General features: G+C 48.5%; 16 protein-coding genes. 6 read left to right on the forward strand and 10 right to left on the reverse strand.

What is annotated here, in order from left to right; translation table 11 throughout:
• Positions 1 to 69 precede the first annotated feature (69 nt).
• Positions 70 to 1716 (reverse strand): alpha-amylase family glycosyl hydrolase, encoded by a 1647-nt coding sequence (locus ACJJIB_RS20040; protein ID WP_444887344.1) that lies wholly within the window; start codon positions 1714 to 1716, stop codon positions 70 to 72.
• 280 nt (positions 1717 to 1996) lie between these two features.
• Here ACJJIB_RS20040 and ACJJIB_RS20045 point away from each other — a divergent pair, with 280 nt between their 5' ends.
• The 5 genes from ACJJIB_RS20045 (at position 1997) to ACJJIB_RS20065 (ending at position 9960) form a co-directional block, all read left to right on the forward strand.
• Positions 1997 to 2842 (forward strand): DUF3014 domain-containing protein, encoded by an 846-nt coding sequence (locus tag ACJJIB_RS20045; RefSeq protein ID WP_444887345.1) that lies wholly within the window; start codon positions 1997 to 1999, stop codon positions 2840 to 2842.
• Positions 2843 to 3174: 332 nt separating this feature from the next.
• Positions 3175 to 5172: a DUF3857 domain-containing transglutaminase family protein gene (locus ACJJIB_RS20050; RefSeq protein ID WP_444887346.1), complete on the forward strand. Its 1998-nt coding sequence runs from the start codon at positions 3175 to 3177 to the stop codon at positions 5170 to 5172.
• Between the two features lie 3 nt (positions 5173 to 5175).
• Complete coding sequence (locus tag ACJJIB_RS20055) at positions 5176 to 7359, forward strand: hypothetical protein (RefSeq protein WP_444887347.1); 2184 nt, start codon at positions 5176 to 5178, stop codon at positions 7357 to 7359.
• Positions 7360 to 7682: 323 nt separating this feature from the next.
• Positions 7683 to 9605 (forward strand): VCBS domain-containing protein, encoded by a 1923-nt coding sequence (locus ACJJIB_RS20060; RefSeq protein WP_444887348.1) that lies wholly within the window; start codon positions 7683 to 7685, stop codon positions 9603 to 9605.
• A gap of 55 nt (positions 9606 to 9660) precedes the next feature.
• On the forward strand, positions 9661 to 9960 hold the full coding sequence (locus ACJJIB_RS20065) for a hypothetical protein (RefSeq protein ID WP_444882933.1): 300 nt from the start codon (positions 9661 to 9663) through the stop codon (positions 9958 to 9960).
• A 151-nt stretch (positions 9961 to 10111) separates the two neighbouring features.
• Here ACJJIB_RS20065 and ACJJIB_RS20070 read toward each other — a convergent pair whose 3' ends face one another.
• From ACJJIB_RS20070 to ACJJIB_RS20095, 6 genes are all read right to left on the reverse strand, one after another.
• Positions 10112 to 11632, reverse strand: a complete 1521-nt coding sequence (locus ACJJIB_RS20070; RefSeq protein ID WP_444887349.1) for a tryptophan halogenase family protein — start codon at positions 11630 to 11632, stop codon at positions 10112 to 10114.
• A gap of 136 nt (positions 11633 to 11768) precedes the next feature.
• Positions 11769 to 14633 (reverse strand): TonB-dependent receptor, encoded by a 2865-nt coding sequence (locus ACJJIB_RS20075; RefSeq protein WP_444887350.1) that lies wholly within the window; start codon positions 14631 to 14633, stop codon positions 11769 to 11771.
• A 314-nt stretch (positions 14634 to 14947) separates the two neighbouring features.
• Positions 14948 to 15910 carry a glucokinase gene (glk, locus tag ACJJIB_RS20080; RefSeq protein ID WP_252083507.1) on the reverse strand — a complete coding sequence of 321 codons (963 nt, stop codon included), beginning with the start codon at positions 15908 to 15910 and terminating at the stop codon, positions 14948 to 14950.
• Positions 15911 to 16136: 226 nt separating this feature from the next.
• Positions 16137 to 16445, reverse strand: a complete 309-nt coding sequence (locus ACJJIB_RS20085; RefSeq protein WP_444887351.1) for a DUF1272 domain-containing protein — start codon at positions 16443 to 16445, stop codon at positions 16137 to 16139.
• A gap of 402 nt (positions 16446 to 16847) precedes the next feature.
• Entirely contained in the window at positions 16848 to 17159 is a 312-nt protein-coding gene (locus ACJJIB_RS20090) for a cupin domain-containing protein (protein ID WP_444887352.1), read from the reverse strand.
• 60 nt (positions 17160 to 17219) lie between these two features.
• Positions 17220 to 17516 carry a hypothetical protein gene (locus ACJJIB_RS20095; RefSeq protein ID WP_444887353.1) on the reverse strand — a complete coding sequence of 99 codons (297 nt, stop codon included), beginning with the start codon at positions 17514 to 17516 and terminating at the stop codon, positions 17220 to 17222.
• Between the two features lie 340 nt (positions 17517 to 17856).
• Between ACJJIB_RS20095 and ACJJIB_RS20100 the strand changes: the two genes are divergently transcribed.
• Positions 17857 to 18450 (forward strand): TetR/AcrR family transcriptional regulator, encoded by a 594-nt coding sequence (locus ACJJIB_RS20100; protein ID WP_444887354.1) that lies wholly within the window; start codon positions 17857 to 17859, stop codon positions 18448 to 18450.
• 70 nt (positions 18451 to 18520) lie between these two features.
• On the opposite strand, the gene ACJJIB_RS20105 is transcribed toward ACJJIB_RS20100, so the two are convergent.
• The 3 genes from ACJJIB_RS20105 to ACJJIB_RS20115 are packed head-to-tail and all read right to left on the reverse strand — an operon-like array spanning position 18521 to position 22870.
• Positions 18521 to 19705 carry a hypothetical protein gene (locus ACJJIB_RS20105; RefSeq protein WP_444887355.1) on the reverse strand — a complete coding sequence of 395 codons (1185 nt, stop codon included), beginning with the start codon at positions 19703 to 19705 and terminating at the stop codon, positions 18521 to 18523.
• 11 nt (positions 19706 to 19716) lie between these two features.
• Positions 19717 to 20532, reverse strand: coding sequence for an outer membrane lipoprotein-sorting protein (locus tag ACJJIB_RS20110; RefSeq protein ID WP_444887356.1), 816 nt, complete (start codon positions 20530 to 20532; stop codon positions 19717 to 19719).
• Positions 20513 to 22870 carry an efflux RND transporter permease subunit gene (locus ACJJIB_RS20115; RefSeq protein ID WP_444882943.1) on the reverse strand — a complete coding sequence of 786 codons (2358 nt, stop codon included), beginning with the start codon at positions 22868 to 22870 and terminating at the stop codon, positions 20513 to 20515. The genes ACJJIB_RS20110 and ACJJIB_RS20115 overlap by 20 nt, the downstream gene beginning before the upstream one ends.
• Positions 22871 to 23020: the final 150 nt, after the last annotated feature.

The following is a 23020-nucleotide window of genomic DNA, read 5'->3' on the forward strand; positions in this document are numbered from 1 at the left end:
GAAACTTCTGCGAAAGCCCGGCAATCATTTGCCGGGCTTTTTCTTTCTCGGGCCGGTTAAAAACCAGGACTACTTTGATTTAGCTGAAAGCAGCAACAGATCCCCACCGGTATTAAAAGTCACACTGCCACCCTCAACTTGTGCACGCTCACCGGAATAGTAATCTGTTAACACCGTACCATCGGTAAACACACCTTTTACAGAAATGCGCTTCTCCCCACGGGGCAGCTCCATTGCCACCACTACCGGCTGCTCCCCCGCTAAAGTGCGAGCAAAAGTGTAGGGGTTATCGGCGAGTTTCTTGTGCACACCAGCGCCCACGGCGGGGTGTGCTCGGCGGAACTGACCGAGCTTCTGCCAATGGGTGAGCAGTGCACGAGTTTCAGCTTTTTTCAGATCGCCCCAATTCATGGGGCTGCGCATGGCCGCATCGCCAAAAGCGCGGGCATCGGTCATGGGGCGCGCCAGCTCATCGCCGTAATAAATTTGCACCCCCCCCGGTGCCAGCATCAGTTTACTGGCGGCAATGCGGGTCTGTTGGCGCTCGCGATCGAAGGAATGGTGGTCGTCGTGGGAGCCCAGATAGTTGAGTATTCCCAGCCCCTTTAACTCGCCGTGATTCAGTGCAGTGGAATAGCTGGAGAAAATTTTCTCCGCGGGCTCGCCGGCCACCTGGGCAAAATCGAAGTTGATCAAACTATCGAAACCATACTGGTAAAAATCCACTTGTTGATCGCTGTAATCGTAAACACGGCCAACGGTGGGACCATAGTTATTCACACCAAAGTGATAAACCTCACCCAGCATAAAGAAATCGCGATCATCGAGTTTTTGCTGTGGATGTTTTGCTTTCCACTCAGCCAGAGCCAGATCCGCCTCTTTTTTCAGAATTGCCCAAGCTTCGGGCTCGACATGTTTTACCGTGTCCACACGAAAGCCATCCACACCGTATTCCCGCACCCAATCGGTCAGCCACTTGATCAGGTAATACTTGGGCGCGCGCGGATAGCCGGTACGTGCGAAAAATGCATCCAGCTCGCTCAGCTCCTGCTGCAGGCGGCCCTCGCGCTGCCACTTATCCACAAGCTGCGGCGGCAGCGCCACGGGCTTATCGCTCTCGGTGAGGATATCGGTGAGGTTGGCGTGGATCGCGCACTCCACATTACCGGCGTAATCAGACCAATCGCACTGCGCGCCTTTGCGCAACCAGCTGGCGGGCCACTCCGGGTCCTTTGCGGTTATCGGGCCGGTGTGGTTGAGAATCACATCGAGTAACACACGAATACCGCGCTTGTGCGCAGCCTCTATCAGCTCAGCTAACTCGGCCTCAGTGCCAAAGTTGGCATCCACTGCGGTCCAGTCTTTGGGCCAGTAGCCGTGGAAGGCATAGGTGCGCTTGTCAGAGTCATTGTGACCGTGGATATTCTCAATGACCGGAGACATCCAGATAGCATCTACCCCCAGATCGTTGAAATAGCCCGCCTCAATTTTTTCGATCACCCCGCGCAGATCGCCACCGGCGAATCCGCGCAGATGGGCCCCGTCATCCTTGCGCCCGTAGGGAAAGTCATTACCCTTATCGCCGTTATAAAAGCGGTCCGGCAACATAAAATAGATGGTAGCGTTGCGCCAAAAGGGATCAATTGGCCCCTCGGCCGCCGCTGCCTGAACAGCTCCCAGAAACAGACCTATTAATAAGCTGGTAAATTTAACCATTGCTCTCTCACTTATTCGCCGCGCACATTTTCACCAGCCAACTCTAATCGGCAATGGGATTCCTACATCCTCCCAAGTGGGGGCGTAGCCAGTACTTGTTTTCGTCACTTTCGCAAACAGCAGACGCACAGGATTTTCGCAATAGGCAAAAAGCGAAGCAAATCCCCTTTGCGACCGGCTGCGGCGGAGAGTAAGGTAAAACCCAGACACCACGGAGAAACCGAAGGGCTTTGCCGTGGTCAAAGGGTCACATTCTGATAGCAGCAAAAGGAGGCAGGGAATGTCGGAACAACAGTCTAGGCATGGGTGGATCATCGGAATTATTGTGGTGATCGTCGTCGCCGCGGCAGCCTATTGGCTGTGGACTGGCGAGGAAAAAAAGAAAGAAGTTCCCCCTACCAAAATTATTGAAGAACCCCAAAGCACCCCGGAGCCAGAAACTCTGGAGCAACCCCAGGAACAAGCCACCACACCTGAACCTCAGGAACCCGCTCCGGTGGAAGAGCCCAGCAGGGAACCACCGCCTCCACTCAATGAGAGCGACAAGGCCGCTTATGACGACCTGATGAGCCTGGCCCCAGACAACGCCCTGTCGCGCTGGTTGGTAAACGATGAGGTGATTCGCAAATGGGTGGCTGCGGTCAACTCCGGTGCACGAGGAAACCTGATCCACAAGCACCGCCCACTGAAAACCATACGCGGCCCTATTGTTGTTACCGGCTCCTCAATAGAGGGCTATCAATTGTCGCCGGACAATTACCGTCGCTACGATAAGCCTGTGCGCCTGTTCGCCTCAATGGATACCGATACTGCAGTGGGCCTTTACCAGTACTGGTATCCGCGCTTGGCACAGGCCTACGGCGAGTTGGGCATGCGCAATAAAACCTTTCACCAGGTGGTGATTGAAGCTATCGATAAGGTACTGGCAGCCCCTGAAGTTGAAGGTCCTATCAAGCTGGTGCGCCCATCGGTCTACTTTAAGTTTGCCGATCCCAAGCTTGAAAAACTGCCCGGTGTACAAAAATTGATGATTCGCATGGGCCCGGATAATGCCGCGCGAGTGAAGGAAAAACTCAAGGAACTGAAGCAAAAACTGGAGGCCATGCCGGTTCAGCAACCAGAATAGTCCCAATAATCTCTCAAAGATCACCGGGCCTTTACAGAGAAGGGCTCGGTGATACCGACTCTTCCACTTCGTCGTTTATACCCCCACACAGATCAACCTCTTACTCAATATATTCTGTCTCAGGCATGGGGTATATTTACCGGCACATTTGGCGGTTAACGGAGTACCGTCACCCGGCGCTGTTCCAAGATTTACAGGCAGCGCTTGAGAAGCTCAGGAGGAGCTACCGGTTTACTGGGGCCAACCGGTAATTACCTGCATTTCTTCTTTAGCTCCCTCGGTATCCTAATCAGGGCTTATTAGCGCCCATTGCAAAACTATTGAGGCTCACCTTGAAATATCGCTTCCCCGGCCAACTGCTGGCCGCCGCACTCATCCTTGTCACCTCACTCGCACAGGCAGCCCCAGAACTCTTATTCAGTACTACTCCCGAGTGGGTGGAAATATTAGAACCAGTAGAGTCAAAACGCCCATCGCAAGGCAGTGTGCGGGTGCACCTATCCAACTCCCAGCTTCGCCACAGGGGAAAAGAGCAACAGTATTACTTTCAGATCGTGGTCGAACCCCTGAATCAGCAGGGGGTCAGTGAAATTGCCGAGCTGAACTTCAGTTTCTATCCGGCCTTCCAAAGGCTGCAGGTGCACGATATCAGTGTACAGCGTAACGGTGAGCATCTAGATCGCTTGCAAAAGGATGGTTTCAAGCTTTTCCAGTCTGAGCAGGAACTCTCCAATAAACTCTACTCCGAACAATGGAACGCGCTGTATATACTGGAAGATATTCGCCCCGGCGATATTATCAGCTACGCCTATACCATTGAGGGCAGCAACCCGATTTTTGCCCGTAGTGATTTTGGCCGTTTGTACCTCTCCTGGCCCCAGGCAGTAGATCGTCGTTTTGTAAAAATTAGCAGCGACAAGAAGCTCAATTACCGATTTAACAAGCGCGAATATTCTGTCCAGCAAAGTCACCTGCAGGACAATCACACCTATACCATCGATCTGCGCGATGTGGCCGGAGTGCCGATGGAAAGTGAATATCCATATTGGCACGATCCGCTCAATTATTTCCAATACTCCAGCTATGACAACTGGGGACAGGTTAATGACTGGGCCCAGAACCTTTATCAGATCGATCGCACACTACCGGAGTCATTAAAAAACAAACTGGATAACTGGCGAGCGCAGCTGGGGTTGGAGGCGGCAGTCAGCAAGGTGATCGAGTATGTACAGGAAGATATTCGCTATTTTGGCATTGAACTGGGTATCAATTCCCACCAACCCAGAACACCCCAGGAAACTCTGGAGAAACGCTACGGGGACTGTAAAGATAAGGCCCTACTGCTGACCAGTATGCTCGCCCACTTGGGAGTACAATCCTATCCCGCCCTCGTGTCCTCCTCCCGCGGGCGGGATATCGGCAAGGATATTCCCTCCCCGGAGACTTTTAACCATGTGATAAACCTGATCGAACTGAATGACCGGGAATACTGGGTGGATGCCACGGCTTCAGGCCAGGGGATTGATATAGAGAGCAAAGGCTTTTTCAACTATGAATTGGCACTCCCTATTGCAAAGCATACCAACGCGCTAAAAACCGTAAACCCAAGTACGGAAAGTGTTGCCAATCTAAGTGCTCGTATCGAAGAACAATACGATATCAATGCGGCAGAAAATCGTGCGGAGCTCCAGGTAAACTCCCGCTTCTCTCATCGTAAAGCAGAGCAGGTGCGCCAGTTCTTCCTCTCTGCAGACACAGAGCAAATCAAAAATAGCTACACCAATTTTATCGCCGGATATTATCCGGGAGTGAACACCAGCCCCGAGATCACCTACAAAGACAGCCTACAGGAAAACCAGCTAGTGGTATCCGAGCACTATCAAATTGGTGACTTTGCCCAGATAAGTTCCGCACGTAAGATATTTTCCCTGTATGGTTCCGCCTTGGTACCCTATTTATCCAAGCCTCAGCACCCCATTCGTCAGAGCCCGCTGGCCCTGACACACCCCGTGGATATTCAGCAGAGTGCAAGGGTGAATATTCAAGGGGAGTTGCTCTGGCAGGAGGAATTGGGCACAACCACGATCGATAATTCCTGGTTCAACTTCACTCGCAGCGCCAAACTGGAGAACAGTGCCCTCCAGGTGGTCTACAACTTTAAATCCAAAGTCGATCATGTAGAGCCACAGGAGGTGCCTGAATATTTAGCCGAGTTCAATAAGCTCGACAGAGCGCTGCAATATAAATTCTGGGCCAAAGGGGAAGCTTCTTCCAAACGCAATAAGAGCCAGGAAATGAAAAACCTGATTAAATCTTTGATCAGGAAGTAAGCCATGAAGAAGCTGCTTTTTGTTCTCACTCTATTACTGCTGGCCTCCTGTGCCTCGCAATCAACAATACATACACCGGTCGATCCCTTACAGGACTTGACCCGACAAGTGGTACTCGCACCCGAATCTGTGCAATACCCCATTTATTGGAGCGAGTACCTAAAGTCTCCTCAATCTCTCAATTCACTAGAAGCGCAGGGGCGTTACCAGGCAGAAATGACTGCGCTAGAGACAGGCAAAAAAAGCTGTGCAGAGGTAAATTGGCAAGAAGTTACCCAGCTCAATAGTATTTCTCTGCTGCCGCACCTGAGTGCCACAGAGTGCTATGAGTCCATTGGTAATGACGAACTCGCCAGCTACCACCAAAATATTTTTAATTTTATTGCCAGAGGAATACTGTCAACGCGCAGAGGTGATACTTTCTATAGCGCTTATGAAGTGGCCAGCTGGGGCGATGCCGAAGACCTGCTCAATATTTCCGGTTTTGAAATACTCGATAGCTATTTTGAATTTGCCGCGAGTCGCAGTGGTCTATACCGGGTTTACAATGTACGAGACCCCAATAACGGAAAAGTCCGAAGAATTTATTTTGACAATAACCGTTTTCTACATCGCTTGCTCGATATCCAATACCCATTCGCGGGTCTCTCCGATGCCCTATATAAAAATATACTGCTACCTCTGGCAGATTCTGACTACTCTGCTCTACACGCTGTAGGCCAGGTTCAAGAAGCCGAAGGGAATTTCCAGCAGGCCGAACAAACGTACTTGAAAGCCATTGGCATGGGCTCGCTCACTGCCAATATCAGCCTTGGTAATTTGTGCCTTGAGGGTAACAGTACAAAGTTCGCAGTGGATGAATGCGCACAACTCTTTGTTGCCGCCGCAGACCTGGGGCTGCAGGAAGGCAAAATTATGCTTGCCTATATCACTACCATCGGCCTGGGAATAGAAGTAGACACGGAGTTGACCAGCCAGTTATTGGCAAGCGCAGCGGAAACCCTACAACGGGGCGAAGCCGAGTACGCAATGGCCTTGCTATTAGCATCTGATCAATACGATATGCCAAGAGCTGACTTGGCAGCACATTACCTGCAGCTTTCCGCAAAGCAAGGCTATGCCCCGGCACTACTAGAGCAGGCGGGCACCCACCTAAAAGATAAGCCTGGGCAACAGAAAATTTTCACAAACCTGATCAGCCAGGCGGCTAAAGAAAACTATCCTCCAGCGCAGTATTACTATGGCAAGTACTTGCTTGAAGTGGCAGACGAAAATCAAAGCCATCAAGGCATGTATTTTCTACAACAATCCGCAGAGGCCGGCTTTCCCGCAGCCTTATATCTAAGGGGAAAAATTAAAGAAAATGGTCTCTACCAACAACCACAAGATGCACTTTCTGCGCTGAAAGACATCGAAGCAGCAGCCCTTCGTTGGCACTTGCCTGCACAATTACGTATGGGTCTATTCAACTCCAGAGGAAAAATTGTACGAACCGATCACGATCGTGCCTATGGCTGGTATGCCCTCTGTGCAAAAGTAAACAATCTCGATTGTGTAACCAACCTAGGTTATGCCTCCGCTCTAGGTGTGGGTGTTAAACAGGATTACCAGCGCGCAGCTAAAATCTACCAATATGCCGCAAGCCAGGGATCCACAAGAGCCAGCTACAATCTTGGTTTACTCTACCAAAATGGTCAGGGAGTGGGCCAAGATCTACAGCAGGCTAAGACTTACCTGACGCAAGCCGCCGAAGCAGGTTCTGTCGATGCAATGAATGCCCTCGGGCTTTTATATCTTTCTCAAGATACGGATCAGCTGAATTATGCTGAAGCACTAGCATGGTTTGAGCGCGCCTCTAAACATAACTCTAAGTATGGTTTCTATAATCAGGGGCGCATGTATGAGAAAGGACTAGGCGTAGCCGCCAACAGTGAACGAGCCCTAAGTCATTACCGAAGCGCTTCCGAGCTTGGGCATACCGGCGCCTCCCTAAAACTGGCCAAAGCATATAGTGCGGGAGAGATCACAAATTATGACCTTAAAATGGCCCTGCATTATTTAAAATTGGCCACAGAACAAAGTGGCAACAAAACCATAAAAACGACTTTGCAAAAGTGTCAAAGATCACAATATTGCAACCAAATAGAAGTCGCAGAGTTAATAAGTCTCTTGTCTACTGAAGAATAGTCACTCAAAACACATCTAGAATAAGTGACCAAAAAGAGTTTGGTCACTTTACTCCCCTCTTAGAACATTATTGACACTCAAGTGAAGCATTGCATATTTCTTGCACACAAATTCAATTAAATGCATGAGTACAGACTCAGAACAAAATTTTATTTCGCGGAGTAATATGTGTTTTATTCATACTATGGATATCCAGAATTTACCCGTGTCATAGCTTTCCGTAGAAACCTCAAATATTTATCTGACTTCACAGAATAATAAGCTGGCCTCCCTATAATTCGGTCCGAATTATACCAAATGTAATCGAATCGATCGGGACAGACATGAACGAGCCATTAAAGTTACTTACAGCCATAAGTTTATCCGCTTTTCTTACAGCCTGTGGAGGGGGAGGGGGAGGCTCCGATAATGACAGTAACAATGGTGGCAACCCTGTAAGTGGTGATACAAGTACAGGCACTGATACAGGCACTGATACAGACACAGACACAGACACAGGCACAGACACAGACACAGACACAGACACAGACACAGACACAGACAGTGATAAGGACTCACCAGGAGTGATCACTGGCGGTGAAGGGATTGTCACTGAAGATATAAAAACCTCAGCTTCCGGCCAGTTGAGTGATAGCTCTAAAGCCAATCAAAATTTTGAGGAATCAGATCTTCAGGGAAAGTATGGCAACCTCAAAGTTTCCTCAGATGGCAGTTGGAACTACTCTCTAAATAGTAAACTTGCTGATCCACTAAGTGCTAATGAAATTGCCACAGATAAGTTCACAGTTGGTTTTGGCAGTAACGAAGAAACCACTACCATAACCATATCCATAACTGGAACTGATGATCCCTATACATTTGATCCAGGTTCACCTCTCGCAAAAATGGTTGTAGATAGTAGGGAGCACGCTCAAGGAATTATGATAATAGAGGATATCGATGGCGATACTCCGAAATTTGTCGAAGGCACCTTCTCTGGCAATTATGGCGAATTTAAAGTTTCCAATAACGGAGGCTGGGATTACACTCTTAACAACAACACTAATAACCTGAAAGAAGGTGAAACAGTAGAAGATACCATCAAATTCCACTTAACGGATGGTATAGAGCAGTCGGTTACGTTTACTGTAGCTACTATAGATCCGACAGAGAGCAGCATTGTATTTATTCTAATGAACTTCTCCGATGGGGCTGCAACAGACCAAGGCGATCTTACTCATATAGCTAACACTGTATTCAATGATGTAGATTCACTCGATAACGCTTATAGAGAAAACTCTTTCGGACAACTCAAGTTCCTTCGCCATCGTGTCAAGGATAAGTCATTACAGCACTATTGTTACGGTGAGCAAGGCAAGGAAGAAACTTCACTGGATTGCATCGTCTTCGACATTCCCGATAGTGAAAATGGCGGAATCTTGAGTATAGAAAATGCTGTTGCCCGAGCACAGGCCGGCCAAGAAGGGGAGTATACAGATGGTGGCTTTGAATGGCGTGATAAGGCTTATCAATGGGCAACAGACAATCTTTTTGATGAGAATGGCAAACCCCTAAATCTGCGCAACTGGCGTCATCAAGTTTTTATTTACCCAAATGCATCTTACAGAGCAGGTCTTGTCGGTGCAGGCATCGCCAGTGTCGGAGGTGGTATGAGCCTGGTCGCTTCCTTCTCTGATCAAAATGTTATGGGACATGAATTAGGTCACAATATTGGCCTCAGCCATGCAGGCCTCGACAGTAATAATGATGGAGACACTAACGACAGTGGTGATAGCGAATACGGTACTGATGGCTCCCTCATGGGCAACCGATCCCAATCAAGATTATTTGGCAGTGCTCACCGAGAGTATATGAAATGGTATGATCTCTTTCCTGAGTACACCAAAACTGTTGAGCAAGTTGTCCCCTCCTCCCAGGATTTAGAATTAGAAGCCATTGAATTAACAGCCGGAGAGCTTTCCGGCTCTCTGCCTCAACAGCTAAAGATAGAAAGCGCTGGCAGCCAAAATGGCGGAAATCATTATTACGTCAACTATCACATAGCTCACGATATACTTAACCCACGATCACAATTTGAAGGTTCAGTAACCGTTCATTATCTTAATGGTAGAACATCCAACCATGTTGCTGTACTTGAACAACCAGGTGACAGCTTTACCGACTCAAAAATTGGGCTCTCAATTACATATAAATCTAAGAATTCTTCCAGTAAATCAGCTGTTGTTAATGTAAGCTATGGACAATAGTTTCTGAGCAACTTGACCTACTCCAATCAGAATGGTTATTAAAAGGATAAATATTATGTTAAGAATTTTTACACTGATCGCGGGGTTGACTCTCACTTTCTTTGCTCAAGCAGAAGAGGTTGTAACTGGAACCCTGGAGGAAATCATCTCTGAAGATTTTGAGACTGGGAAAGTAGAAAGACGCTTCGCCTTGAAAGATGAGCAAAGTGGCCACTACTATTTTATTGAAGTAGATGAATTAAAACGCAAGGGCATGAAATCTGGAGACCGAATAAAGATTCGTGGTGAGCGTGGCGAAAGGCGTATGCTACACATCAGGGAAACACAGAAACTTAAAGCCGAAGGAGAGGAATAATCCGGATGGCTTACCCTAACAGCAAACCAGTGCTTGAGTTTCTTTAGCAAATTATTTTTAGATCGTGAAAGTGGAATCGTAACCCCAAGCACTTACTTCTTATCGACTTTTAGCCCTGCCTATTGCAGGGCTTTTTACACTTCCCATTAATTCAGCCACCTCCTCCCAACGACAACAAATGAAGCTGCTGCAAATGAGACTTAAAATTAAGGGCGCAACGGCGATTAAAATCCTTGATCTCCTTAATTTTATATTTATGTGCGAGTTCATTCCCCGATCGTAATTGCTCCTGGCTCGGATAAACACCCTTCCCGGTCAACAGGCAATTCCAGGATACATTCGGGAAATAGACATCCAGTTTTTGATCCAGTAGCTCATCAGTAATATTCTTGCCTGCTATCCAGGACATCAAGATTGAACGCAGGGAGGGAGATATCTTTTCATTAGTGCCATTGGCAATCCAATAATCTGTATCTGTTCTCGAACTAATACGGTAGTGACAGACGATATAGTCCCGCACGGCATCAAAACGAGCGCTGATACGATTATTAAAGTCATCTCTATACTTATCTGTATGATCACCATTGTTATAGGCTTCTATAAAGCGCACAACAGTCTCCTGAACCATATCCAACGCCGTTGCCTCCAAAGGCTCAATAAAGCCCTGAGAGAGCCCCACCGCCAAGCAGTTCTTGGCCCAGTGTTGGGCAACCCGTCCCACCTTGAACTTTAATCTACGCGCCTCGACATCACTGTCCAACAACCCCAAGTGAGCGCGAAATTCCGTTTCTGCCTTGTCATCGTCGACAAAGCGAGAGCTGTAAACATAGCCGTTGCCATTGCGATTAGTCAGCGGGATTTTCCAGGCCCAGCCATATTTCATTGCAGTAGAAATAGTGTGCGGTGCATACTCCCTTTCCTGGTCTGTAGCAAATACAACCGCAGAGTCGTTAAACAGACTCTCAGCACTGCTGATAAAAGGAACTTTCAGGGATTGTTGTATAAGATTTCCACGGAAGCCGGAACTGTCCACATACAGATCCGCTTTGAGAACCTCACCGTCAGTAGTTTTCAGGTGATCAATATTCCCCTGTGCATCGAGCATGGCACCAGCCACTGTCGCCACCTTATAGCGAACCCCTTTTTGTTCGGCAACACGCCGCAGGAACTGGCCCAATAAACCAGAATCAAAATGGTAGCCATAGGCAATTTCAAAAGGGAAGTTTTCCGGCGCGACTGGAGATAATTTTTTCCGGATCATCTCAGTTGCTAGAAAGAAGTGGTCCGGGTGTCCCTCCAAGTCAACACCTTTCCTGCGCAGGTAACTATTATGAAAAAATGCCGGAATAGTAAATTGGTCCGGCTGGCCGACAAAGGGATGAACATACTCGGTAAAGCCCGGCTTAACCGACCAATCCCTAAAAGTAATTCCGACTTTGTAAGTAGCGTTACAGGCAGGCATCCACTCCGATTCGCTAACCCCTATAGTCTCCATAAAACCTTTTAGTGGCGGAGTTGATCCCTCCCCCACACCGATAATCCCAATATCCGGTGATTCCACCAGGGTGATTTCAAACCCTTTATTCTGCCAATGGGTCGCCATCAGATTAGCGGTTATCCAGCCAGCGGTACCCCCGCCAAGAATAATTATTTTTTTGCGTTGATTGCTCATGGCGACTCTCAATAACTCGGCACCGCACTTATTGTCGGTCCCTTTAACATTTCAAAAAAAAAACCGCCCGGCAAGCGTAGCTCAGCGGGCGGTCTCTTATCACATCTTCGGTTTACACCGAAAGAATCAGCGATACTTAGTAGCTATAGTTCAAGCCGAGGTAGAACTGACGCCCAAACTCAGTGTATTCACCGAGGACGCCATCTACTCCGTAGGATTTCACATCAGCTTCATCAGTAAGATTGTTTGCTGAGAAAATCACATCGATACCGTTATCAAATGCATAGGATATCTGTGCATCGACAGTGGTATAGGCTTGTGCTTCCACAGGTGTTGAGCTACCTGGTACCGGCATATTCAGGATAAATTCATCCCGATAGCGAACATTGACGTGGGAGCTGAAATTACCGATGTCCCAGAATACTGTAGTGCTCCAGACATTTTCAGAGAGGCCCGGCAACGGCAGGTTTTCACCATAGAGGTTACCGCCACTCACTTCGGTTTCACTCTCAGTATATGAATAGCTGGCGGTCATACCCAAGCCAGCCCAAATACCCGGCAGCTGATCAAAGGTTTTGGTACCCGCAAGCTCGATGCCTCGAATATAACCACCCTTGTCGTTGTTCACGTAAGTTTCGAAGGCGCCGGCTTCCAGACCAACGGGAATTTCAATACCCAGGGAATCAAACAGTGCCGTTCGATCAGCCTGGCTGTCCAGGTAGATATACTGCTTTTCTACCAGGCTTTCGATATCTTTCCAGAAAATGGCTGCAGTTACCGCGCCGCCATCTTCGAAATAGTGCTCGTAAGCCAGGTCAAACTGGTTTGCACGGAAAGGATCTAGGTAGGGAGAACCCTTGGTCCAAACGTTGTACTCCGTAGCGCCATCGTTGTTAACACTGTTCCAGGAGCCAGCGCCGCCCTTCAGCTGCCCAACCGGCGGACGGCCCATCACTTTAGCTGCAGCAAAGCGAATGTAGTCCTGCTCGGTCAGCTCAAAGTTTAAGTTAAGGGAAGGCAGGGTGTCTGTGTATTCGGGTCCGTACTCAACATAGTCGTAGCTATCTGAAGTTACACCCACGTCATCAGTAATTTCGATACCATTGCCAGCACCCACATTTTGGATACCGCTGGACTTCACATCGGTTTCAACAACCCGTACACCGAAATTACCAGTTACTGGAATACTACCCAACTGGGTTTCGATATTGGCCATCAGGTAGTAGGCAAAAACTTCCTCTTTCACAGCACCGGACTCAACGAAAGTCCAGTCCTGGCTAAATACCTTTTTACCTTCGTAATTACCGGCACCAAAAATACTGGAAGCCAGGGCATCCATATCGTTGACTACGAATTGGGGTATCCCATTGGTAGATTCAATGCTGACATAGCCGTCCAGTAGTTGCGGCTCACAATCGATGTCGGACAGGTTATCCGCACAGTAGTCATTGAATTGACCATCGCGGCTACCATAAAGGAAAGCACCACGCTCAGAATCGAAAGTACGCTCAGAGACACGGAATCCAGTCTCTATAGAGGCAATGGCTCGCCACTCCAAGTCAAACTTGTAATCGAACTTGAAGGCTTCAACTTTATCGGTGTACTCGTGGGGGTACTCTTCGTAGCGCGACAAACGCATGGTATCCAGATCGGTGAAATCTACACCGGAGAAAACGCCTGAGGGAATACCATCACCATTAAGGGAATAGGCAAAGCTCTGCCCAGCAGCTTCTTCCCAGGTCTCTAAGTTCCCATTGTCATCGTAGGTCAGGTCATAAGCGTGCATGGATACAATCTGATCCTTGCGCGTCTTGGTGCCCTTACTGTAGGAGTAGTCAACGGCCAGAGTGTGGCGGTCACCAAAATTCCACTCCAGGTTCAGGCCAATACTATCGCTGTCCGCCTGAGTGGATTGATCCTCAGAGCGGGATTCAAACCAGGGGCTGGAATCGTAAACAGTTTTTGGATCGGTAATAATTACCGTTCCATCGGTAACCACTCCGCCGTTTACTTCGGTATCGGAAAGGGTATACATGTCTGTATTGGCCAGGCCACCAACCGTAATACCGTGGCGAGTATCCACACGCTCAAAGTCAGATTTGAAGTAATCCAACTGGGCCTTGAAACCATCGGTAGGCTCAAAAACGACGCTGGCCAGGTAACCATTACGAGTATCGGTACCATCACCGGACTGCCATTGGAATGCGCGCGGCAAAGCATCTGCGCTGCCGTCACCATCGTAATCGCTTGCCGGCGGTTCATAACCGATCTGGGCGTCTGCACCCGTGCGGGATTTTACAAAGCTATTCGGCTGTTCGAGGTGGGAATAACCCAGGGCTACGCCCACCTTGTCATCCATAAATTTACCCATGTACGACAGCGTGACGCGCTCACCGAATTCGTCGGCACCGACATCGTCTGCTGCGTCGTTAAACGACATACGCACATTGGCATTAAAGTTGTGTTCTTTCTCGGCGTCGAGAGGATTGGCTGTTTTCAGCTCTACAGAGCCCGCTACACCACCTTCAATATGAGAGGCTTTCGGAGTCTTGTAGACCGCGGCCTGATTAATCAGCTCAGCTGGGTACTGGTCAAAAGATATCCAGCGAGTACTTTCGGTATATCCACTGGTAGAGGCCTGCTCACGACCATTCAGGGTGGTCTGCAGGAAGTCGCCGTTCATACCGCGGATATTTAGCTGTGAGGACTGACCGTTGGATCGCACGGTGGTTACGCCGGGCAAGCGGCCCAAGGCATCGGCGATTGATTGGTCGGGAAGAGATGACAGAGCGCCCGCATCTACCACATCGGCCACAACATCGGCGGCGCGCTTGGCTTCAACGGAGTCCAAAACGCTGGTGCGAATACCGGTAACTGTTACTTCTTCCAGTGTTTCCTGCTCCTGCGCATAGGCCCCAACCGAGGTGGACACGGAGGCCGCGATGGCAGCAGATAGCAAAGTGGGTCTGAGCACCCCTTTACCTTTATTGGATAGACTCATCATCTTCTCCCTGGACTTATCGTTATGTTGAGACCCTGCATCCTAGGGCGGCCCCTAATCCATAACATCCTCCCCTGAGGGGGGAGGAGGTGGGAGAAACTGTGACTGCTGTCACGCTGCTATGCCGCTTAATTGTACGCGATAGAGTTAACGTAAAAGATACCTGACAGGAAAGGCGAAAAAGGGATTTATAGCTTCAACACTGTGAAACCTCCTGGAGGCCAGGGGTAAGGGGGTCCTGAGTATCCTCTCAACTATTTTTGTAGCGCCCCCGAAATGGTTGACTTCCTCTTTTCAGGGGCAAAATAGGCAAATCAGCCTTCTAACTGCACCGCAGCACCGATTAGAGCTTGGTAACCGGCATTCAAAGCATATACCGGCACAGCTTCCAGCCACGGTGCAACCCGCCCCTTGTTAAGGAAGCGCTGTTCGAACTCACTTTCTGGCAGTAGCTCAGCAATCCGAGGCAGGATGCCCCCTCCCAGGAAAACACCACCGCGAGCCCCCATATACAGCGCAGCATCTCCCGCGGCACTGCCAAGGAAATTGAGGAAATCCAGCAGGGTTTCACGACACATAGGATCGGTATTATCCAGGCCACGGGCGCTCACATCCGGCGGTGTTAGTGCCTCAGGAGTGCGGCCATTTAACTCACACACGGCACGGTAAAGGTTCACCAATCCGCTGCCAGAAAGAACCCACTCATTAAAAACCGGACACCGACTCTTCATCAGGATCTGTAGCAATTGCAGTTCGCGTTCAGTGGATACTGTCAGGTTGGCATGGCCACCCTCGCCTGCAAGCACATGATAGCGGCCATCTGCCTCGGCTAGGCCTGCCACGCCAAGGCCAGTTCCCGGACCCAGTACTACCATGGGCGCACCCTGTGGACGAGGCACATCCCTCAGCACGGTATAATCGCTACTGGACAGGCGCGGTAGCGACTGAGCCAGCGCGGCAAAATCATTAATCAGCTCCAGATGGGGGAACTGAAATTCCTCGGCCAGGGCCGTTGCATCAATGCTCCAGCCCAGGTTCGTCATATAAACGCGCTTTCCAGAGGGAGTCTTCTCCAGCGGGCCTGCAGCAGCAATACACACTTTCTCTGGCCTGGGCTGATCGAGGCTATCGAGCCAATGCTGCAACGCAGCATCAAATCCTTCAAAGCGTTTGCAGTCCACTACTTTCAGCCCCTCTAGCTGATAGCCCTCTGCAATTGGCTTGGCTATCGCAAAACGGGCGTTGGTGCCGCCGATATCCGCTACGATACTCGTCATAGTTATCCCTGTTCAGATCCCCAAAAAAAGAAATATAAGTTACGGTGTCAGAGAAGATATTGCCAGTCCCACAAGTGTTCCTACCGAACCATTCAACCCAAAAAGAAACCGGTTAACCCAGAGAGCCTCTGACATATTTGCAGTAAAATACCGAGTAACCACAATAATTAGACTGCAAGCTTTTGATTGGTCACAGGAAAGAGCTTATTTAAGTTTAAGCAAAACTTTAGCGCGCCTCTGGGGCTACCGCCTTCAGCGATGCAGCAAAATCTCGCATCTCCTCTTTACTGTAGCGACTCAAAACCCGCTTTTGCGATGCAGGCTGAAATTGAATCCCCACCCCTTGGCGTCTCGCCACTTGCGGCCGTACCGGACGAGGGCAAAATCCACCACCACAATTGGGACAGACATTGCTCAAAATCTCCTCAACACAGGACTTACAAAAGGTACATTCATAAGTACAGATCATCGCCTCTACAGAATTAGGGGGGAGATCTTTATCGCAACTCTCACAATTCGGTCTTAATTCCAGCATTCTAGACTCCCTTTATTGGTTAGAAATTTTTGACAACAATCGTTTTCATTACTTACTGTTTATGTGGATAAATTTACCAATCCGAAATTTTTAGGTGATCCATATTTCGTCATATCAGGCAAAGAAAAAACCACCCTTTTTTTTGCAAAAAATACAGACTGCTTTCCCAACCGGGACAAATAAGAACGCTCAAAGAAAACCGCTAATATTATCGCAAATTTTGCAAAAATAATGGTATAAAAATGACAATAAATCGTCATATACGTGCGGAACGGAATACACAGCAGTTAATATTTCGCTTCCCGACCTAGGCAATCAGCTTCGTAAGGGTTAATCACAGTCGCACATAATCAAGAATAATTTCTAGTAAAATGTGTTTTTTTCAGAAAGAAAAAGATTTATCTAAACACTTCCCTCAGATTCCACAACCAGAATGCGAGCCTCACCAACAGGATGAGCTACATGTTCCGTGCCCTCGGAAGCGTGGAATATATCACCAGGTCCAAGAAGTTCCGATTCGGTTCTACCTGCCACTTTGTAAAACATTTCTACTTGACCATCGAGAACAGCAAAGACTTCCTGGCCATCATTGATATGCCAAATATAAGGTTTATTAGTCCAATGCAGTTTAGTGGTAATCCCGTTCATATTTGCGATAAGTTGCGATTCCCAGGGCTTACTACCGGTAAATTCTCTGCTACGCACTATTCTCATAATGTTTATTCCAATATCGCTTTATAAAATTTCCGGAACCGTCATTGAGAGAGTCGGTAACTATAAGGCGGGTTCTTCAGGCGCAGGTGAAGTCATGACACCATTTTCATTAGCCTTTTTTTCTGCCAGCTCATCAACTCGCCTCATCCCAAAAGTCACTGTTGGTGGAATGCCCATCCCCAGATCGATGTCCGCAACACGATAATTGCATCCCCTGGCTTTGAGAATGGCATTCACCTTCTCCTGCTTCTCAACCGCTTTGATAACGGTATTGGCTATTACTTCATCACTGCTAAAAGCGGTTACGGACTCATTGACCCTTTCACCGAGTTCCTTGGCTTTATCAAAAATACCCATAATTTCCTATTCCTTCTCTATTCATTCGCGGCCGAAATCATAGGTTAAATATCTATTTTTAGGAACCGCAAGCAGGTAGCCCTGACTCCACCTCGGGGCAACAACAATCAAAGGTTAAGACGAGCTGGTCACTTAAGAGCAACCAGTTAAAAGGGGCCCATTAGTCAGCACCAGGCCTTTGTACAAAATAAGCTGACCACCTATTCATGAAGCGGCAAATCCGCTGGATTATTCATGCCAAAACCTATTTACCCCTATAATTTCGAGACTCTCCCCCTCTCGTCTTGCCCACCCCAGATTGATATGTCACTATCATTTTTTTGAGGTTTGGTAACGATAAATGAGTGGGCGCAAGCAGTTCGATGAGTCACAAGTACTAGACAAGGCCATGCGCGTTTTCTGGGAAAAAGGCTACAAAGCAACTTCCTTGTCGGATCTTGAATCGGCCATGGGACTGAATAAATCCAGTATCTACAACACCTTCCAAAGCAAGGAAGGGTTGTATGGCCGCTGTCTGGAACATTTCCACACCCAATACGCCTGCGATGCTATGGATACCTTGAACCACCCGAACTTCCGCACAGCCATGGGCGGCTTCCTGGAAATGCTTCAGTCTGGTATGGAGAGCTCTGAAACTCCTGAAGGCTGTATCGCTACTATGGCAGCAATGGAGGTGGGTGCCAGTGAAGGATTTCTCGCTGACCTGGTAGCCAAGGGTACCAATGATATGCTGAACCGGATCGAAACCCGTATGCAAAAGGCTATTGACGATGGCCAATTGCAGGCCGGTGTCGATTGTGCCGCCCTCGCCGCGATGGTTATGGCGGTAAGCCGTGGCGTAGTGGCCCTGAATAAAGGCACGGGCAGTACCACAGCAGGCAAAAACAGTTACCAACAGCTATCCACAATTCTGGACCAGTATACACTTCCCTAGAAAAAAGCCCACCCCAAAACTTCTTGCCTCTTTGGGGTGGGAATGGGGGTATTCCTGTGAGAATTAACTTTTAAAAATAGCGACGTAATTCCAACTGAAAATAGTCGTCGTTGCGCAAATTGTAGGTAGGGTCTTCTTCATCGGCATTACCGAAAAAACGCGCTTCTGCTTCCATTAACCAGCGATCATTAAGTCGGTGGGTCAGTTCCAGATTGGAAAAACGACTACCGTTATCCAAATCGGTGCTTACGGCAAATAAAAGCTCCGTATCCTGAGTATTATTGAGAGCGTATCGCGCACCTATCGCAATGTTATTTTGACTGGCCGTAGACCAAGGTCCGGTACGATCATCAAATTGATACTCCATTAATACCCCAAGATCTGAGACCGTTTCGCCAATACCATAAAATGTATATTCGAAACCACCGACAGCCGCTGTCTGGCGATCTTCACCGCGAGGTTTAAATGAAATAGCTTCAAACTTCCACAACCAATCTCCACGGGTAGTTTGAATGTCCACACCCGTCTGATCGATCTGTGCATAGTAAGGCGCAAGCAAGCCATCTTCCGTAAGCAATAACAATGGATCCCGATTAGTACCGGAAAAATGGCTGAGGCCCAGGTCCCAATCTCCAAGTACATGGCTGTAACGCAAGGCCCAATCTATATGCTTCTCCTCCCGGTCAGATTGATAGACCGCAGCATCCTCATCCACCAGCAGCGGCGCACGCAATCGTCCTTCCCGGCCAGCAAATTGACGCTCGCGAAAACCCAGTAAACCGTACACTTCCAGTGTTCCCCAATCACGCTCCATCAGGAGGTTAATCATGGGTTGGCCCAGCTTGTCTTCACCGTCGATATTTTCCAGTGCATCATCCTGGTTAATCACATCCACCAAGTGCACGGTTTCAGTAACTCCCCAAAATACTTTGCGCACCCCGGCGTAAAGCTCGAAACTATCGTAAGCTTTCCACCAGTAAAGCTCGCCGAGATCCGCGTGATTGCGATCGCTATCCTCACTGTCCCAGCGCCCAAAGACACTGGCCACAACACGCTGGTTTCCATCGTCAAAATCCCGGTAGTACTCGAGATTTAAAGACGCAGAAAGACCGGCATCACTTTGTGCTGAATCCAAAGGGTCTGCGGTGAATGCGCGGGCCTCCAGGCCCGCATAACCGCTCAACTCATCCGCTCCAGCCGTATGACTCAGCGCCGCCAATAGTGGCAACAAAATGAGTATTTTTTGGTTAACCATGGGCGCAATCCCTATTTCGCCCTGGAGAGACTATTTTTGGTGAAGTCGCGATCGGTAAAACCATTGCCAAATACCCAGTCGCCATACAACAACTCCGTGGATTTACCGGTCTGGTGATTAACCATTTCCATTTTATTGGCTCGCCAGTATTGATCGCCGTACTGGTTGTAGTCGGAAATCGTAAGGGTCTTCATCAGGTCCCCTTTTCGATCATAGTAATCCGTTCTCCATGCGCGGTACTCCTCTGTATCAACCCAAAGGTGTTGAATGGAATAACCAGATTTAGGATCAACCGGATCCAACTCCAGAACAAAGTGATCGCGGCCATCGAAAGACTCGTTGCGTAAATATTTGTAAGTGTACTTCTCCACCTCCTGTGAGGCGATATCTTCATAGGAGAATTCACTACCCATAAATGGGCCAGACTTGTTGCTGGAGGAAATACGCTTTACTCGCTTTAAAGCAGGTAAATAGAGCCACTGATCATCGGAGCCCACTTTATGGGTAAAGGACAAAAATGCTGTACCCTTTACATCCCGAGGGTTGTCAAAAATCACCAGGGATTTATCACCGTCGTTTTTCTGCTCCAGAGTTTTAGTGCGCATAGCCCGCACACTCTCCTCACCATATTTATTGCGCAGGGTCATTGTAAGGCTGTTGCTAAGATCACCGAATCCCAAGTCGCGGCGGTCCGCCTCCTTGGCAATTTCCAGACCTTTTTCTGCGGCCAGGTCCAGTTCACTGGCAGAAACAGAGAAAGCTGCCAGAGCCAGGGCACCTGCTAGGGCCCGTGTCAAAAACGGTTTATTAGAGCGGCTGGGTTGCATAGTTTTGCTCCTTATTTTCAATAGGGGTAATAGCGGGGTCGTATGCCTTGGCATCGAGCTTCATCAAGAGAATCGGAAGAAGTAGGAAATCCGCCAGCAAGGCCATCAAAATGCAAATTGCGGTCAGAAGTGCCATGGAAGAATTCATACCGAAGGAGGACTGGGCCAACACCATAAATCCGGCAATCAGAATGACTGAGGTCACAACTATCGCTACACCCACTGAAGAGAAGGCGTAACGCAGTCCGTCCTCCACGTTATAGCCTGCACGGCGCTGGCGCAGGTATTTACTGAGGAAGTGCACTGTATCATCTACCACAATACCCAGTGCCATACCGGTCACCATAGTGACAGCCACATTGACTTCAGCTACCAGTGCACCCCAGAGGCCAAATGCCAGGCCGGCCGGCAACAAATTGGGAATTAAGCTTAAGAAACCGAGTTTGACACTGCGCAGGGCAATACCAATCAGTGCAGAAATTAACACCAGCGCAACCAGAGTGCCCACCAACATGCCCTCCATATTGCGCTCGGCAATATTGGCAAACATGATCGCCGGACCTACGCCATAGGCAGTTACACCAATGTTTTTCTCCAGCCAATTACTGCCGGCATCAGCTACCACTTTGAGTTCTTTCGACTTGAGATTATCGAGAGTTACAATAATCTGCGTCGACGACTTAGCCACATTCAGCTGATTATTTAAATCCAAGCCATAGGGGAGAGACAGCTCGTACAGTAACAAATACTGGGCTGCCAATTCCTGTTCTTCAGGCAACCTGTAGTAGGCAGGATCGTCAGCATGCAGATTTTTGTTCAAGCGCTTGAAAGTATCGCCAATGGTATTGACATGGCGCACCCCAGGCTGGGCCTGCATCCACTCAGTGAAACGCTCCAGATTGGCAAGAAACTCCGGATTGCTAACACCATTGTTGTCACCGGATTCGATCGAGTAAATCAGCTGGTAAATACCAGAGAGGTTGTCATTGATATAATCTGAATCAGTTCGAAACTCCACAGACTCATCAAAGTAACCAACAAAGTCATCATTAATCTCATTGTTTGGAATCATTGCCAATAATCCCAACGAGACAATTACTCCCGCCAGTAGTATCGGGCGCTGACGGCGAATCACAAATTCTCCCAGAGTATCCATGGAGCGTCCAATTTTGGATTCACTGGCGCGACTTTTGGCCGGCAGTATCGCCATCAATGCAGGCAGTAAGGTAACCGATAAGAAGAAGGCCACCATCACACCCATCGCGGTAATATTACCCAGATCGTGGAAGGGAGGCGCATCGGAAAAGTTCATCGACAGAAAGCCAATGGCGGTAGTGATCGAAGTTAAGAACACAGGCCCCATGTTGAGCTGCAAGCTCTCTTTAATTGCATCGTGCTTGCTGAGTCCACGGCGCATTGCAGCAAACAGACTCACCAATATATGTATCGAATCCGCCACTGCGAGAGTCATAATAATGGTGGGCGCAGAAGCGGATGGCGGTGTCAATTTAACACCGATAAAACCGGCCAAACCCATGCCTGCGGCCATGGAGAAGACGATAACCAACAGCGCTGCAAAAGTCGCACTGAAGCTCCGCACCAACAAAAATACAACTGCAATAATCACCAGGTACATGAGCGGAACTAAGGTGCTCATATCTGACTGAGAGGCCTCAAAAAATGCATTACTCAGTAAAATAATACCGGTCGCATAGACCTCTACATCGTATTTTTCTTCAATCTCTTCCATCAATGCCTGTGCAGCTTCAGCCGCTTCAGGGGTTTCATGCATGGATTTTTGTGGAAGCTGGAAGGTGATATTTATCCCTGTAACGGAACCATCACTATTTACCAGGCGCTCCTTCAAGGTGGGATCTGCCAGCGCTACAGCCTTGATAGAGGCCAGGGTTTCTGCATCTAAATTGCTGGCATTTTCCACCAAGTCCTGTACCAGGAGATCATCTTCCTCGGCAATGGTGTGCTGGAAGTTGGTAATTGAATCCACCCGCAGCGCATAAGGTAACAACCAGGATTTCTCCGTCATCTCCTCTACGGCTGCCAGGGCATCATTGGAAAAGGCATTTCCGTCTTTAGGCACTACCGCAAACAGAATATTGTCATTCTTGGTGTAAGTGCGCTGGATTTGCTCATAAGCTTGTAGTTGAGGATTAGCTTCACTAAAGAATGCCCGGTAATCATTGTTGAAACCCAGAAATCTTGCTCCGCTTACCGCAAAGAAGGCTAACAGTAGTGCGCCAATGGCTACCAGCCATCGATATCGAATAAGCCAATCCGCATAACGGCTGACCCAATTCGAGGGTAATTGGGGGGATGACATTAAATCAGCTCCTTCAAACAACTTGATAGAAAATAATTAATCAACAACCTAAGCAAATGGGTATTTACTTACGGCCACAGAATCCCGTAGTAGCCAATATGATCAGCTACAAAATTTGATAAAAAGGCACACTAATGCCATCAGCCAAAC

This window comes from Microbulbifer mixtoriginis (SeqCode) (assembly GCF_052467705.1).

Coding starts and splice junctions, on each gene's coding strand:
- ACJJIB_RS20075 (WP_444887350.1), bottom strand. CDS start 14,633: ATGAGTCTATCCAATAAAGGTAAAGGGGTGCTCAGACCCACTTTGCTA.
- ACJJIB_RS20060 (WP_444887348.1), top strand. CDS start 7,683: ATGAACGAGCCATTAAAGTTACTTACAGCCATAAGTTTATCCGCTTTT.
- ACJJIB_RS20100 (WP_444887354.1), top strand. CDS start 17,857: ATGAGTGGGCGCAAGCAGTTCGATGAGTCACAAGTACTAGACAAGGCC.
- ACJJIB_RS20070 (WP_444887349.1), bottom strand. CDS start 11,632: ATGAGCAATCAACGCAAAAAAATAATTATTCTTGGCGGGGGTACCGCT.
- ACJJIB_RS20095 (WP_444887353.1), bottom strand. CDS start 17,516: ATGGGTATTTTTGATAAAGCCAAGGAACTCGGTGAAAGGGTCAATGAG.
- ACJJIB_RS20110 (WP_444887356.1), bottom strand. CDS start 20,532: ATGCAACCCAGCCGCTCTAATAAACCGTTTTTGACACGGGCCCTAGCA.
- ACJJIB_RS20090 (WP_444887352.1), bottom strand. CDS start 17,159: ATGAGAATAGTGCGTAGCAGAGAATTTACCGGTAGTAAGCCCTGGGAA.
- ACJJIB_RS20105 (WP_444887355.1), bottom strand. CDS start 19,705: ATGGTTAACCAAAAAATACTCATTTTGTTGCCACTATTGGCGGCGCTG.
- ACJJIB_RS20040 (WP_444887344.1), bottom strand. CDS start 1,716: ATGGTTAAATTTACCAGCTTATTAATAGGTCTGTTTCTGGGAGCTGTT.
- ACJJIB_RS20045 (WP_444887345.1), top strand. CDS start 1,997: ATGTCGGAACAACAGTCTAGGCATGGGTGGATCATCGGAATTATTGTG.
- ACJJIB_RS20055 (WP_444887347.1), top strand. CDS start 5,176: ATGAAGAAGCTGCTTTTTGTTCTCACTCTATTACTGCTGGCCTCCTGT.
- ACJJIB_RS20115 (WP_444882943.1), bottom strand. CDS start 22,870: ATGTCATCCCCCCAATTACCCTCGAATTGGGTCAGCCGTTATGCGGAT.
- ACJJIB_RS20085 (WP_444887351.1), bottom strand. CDS start 16,445: ATGCTGGAATTAAGACCGAATTGTGAGAGTTGCGATAAAGATCTCCCC.
- glk (WP_252083507.1), bottom strand. CDS start 15,910: ATGACGAGTATCGTAGCGGATATCGGCGGCACCAACGCCCGTTTTGCG.
- ACJJIB_RS20065 (WP_444882933.1), top strand. CDS start 9,661: ATGTTAAGAATTTTTACACTGATCGCGGGGTTGACTCTCACTTTCTTT.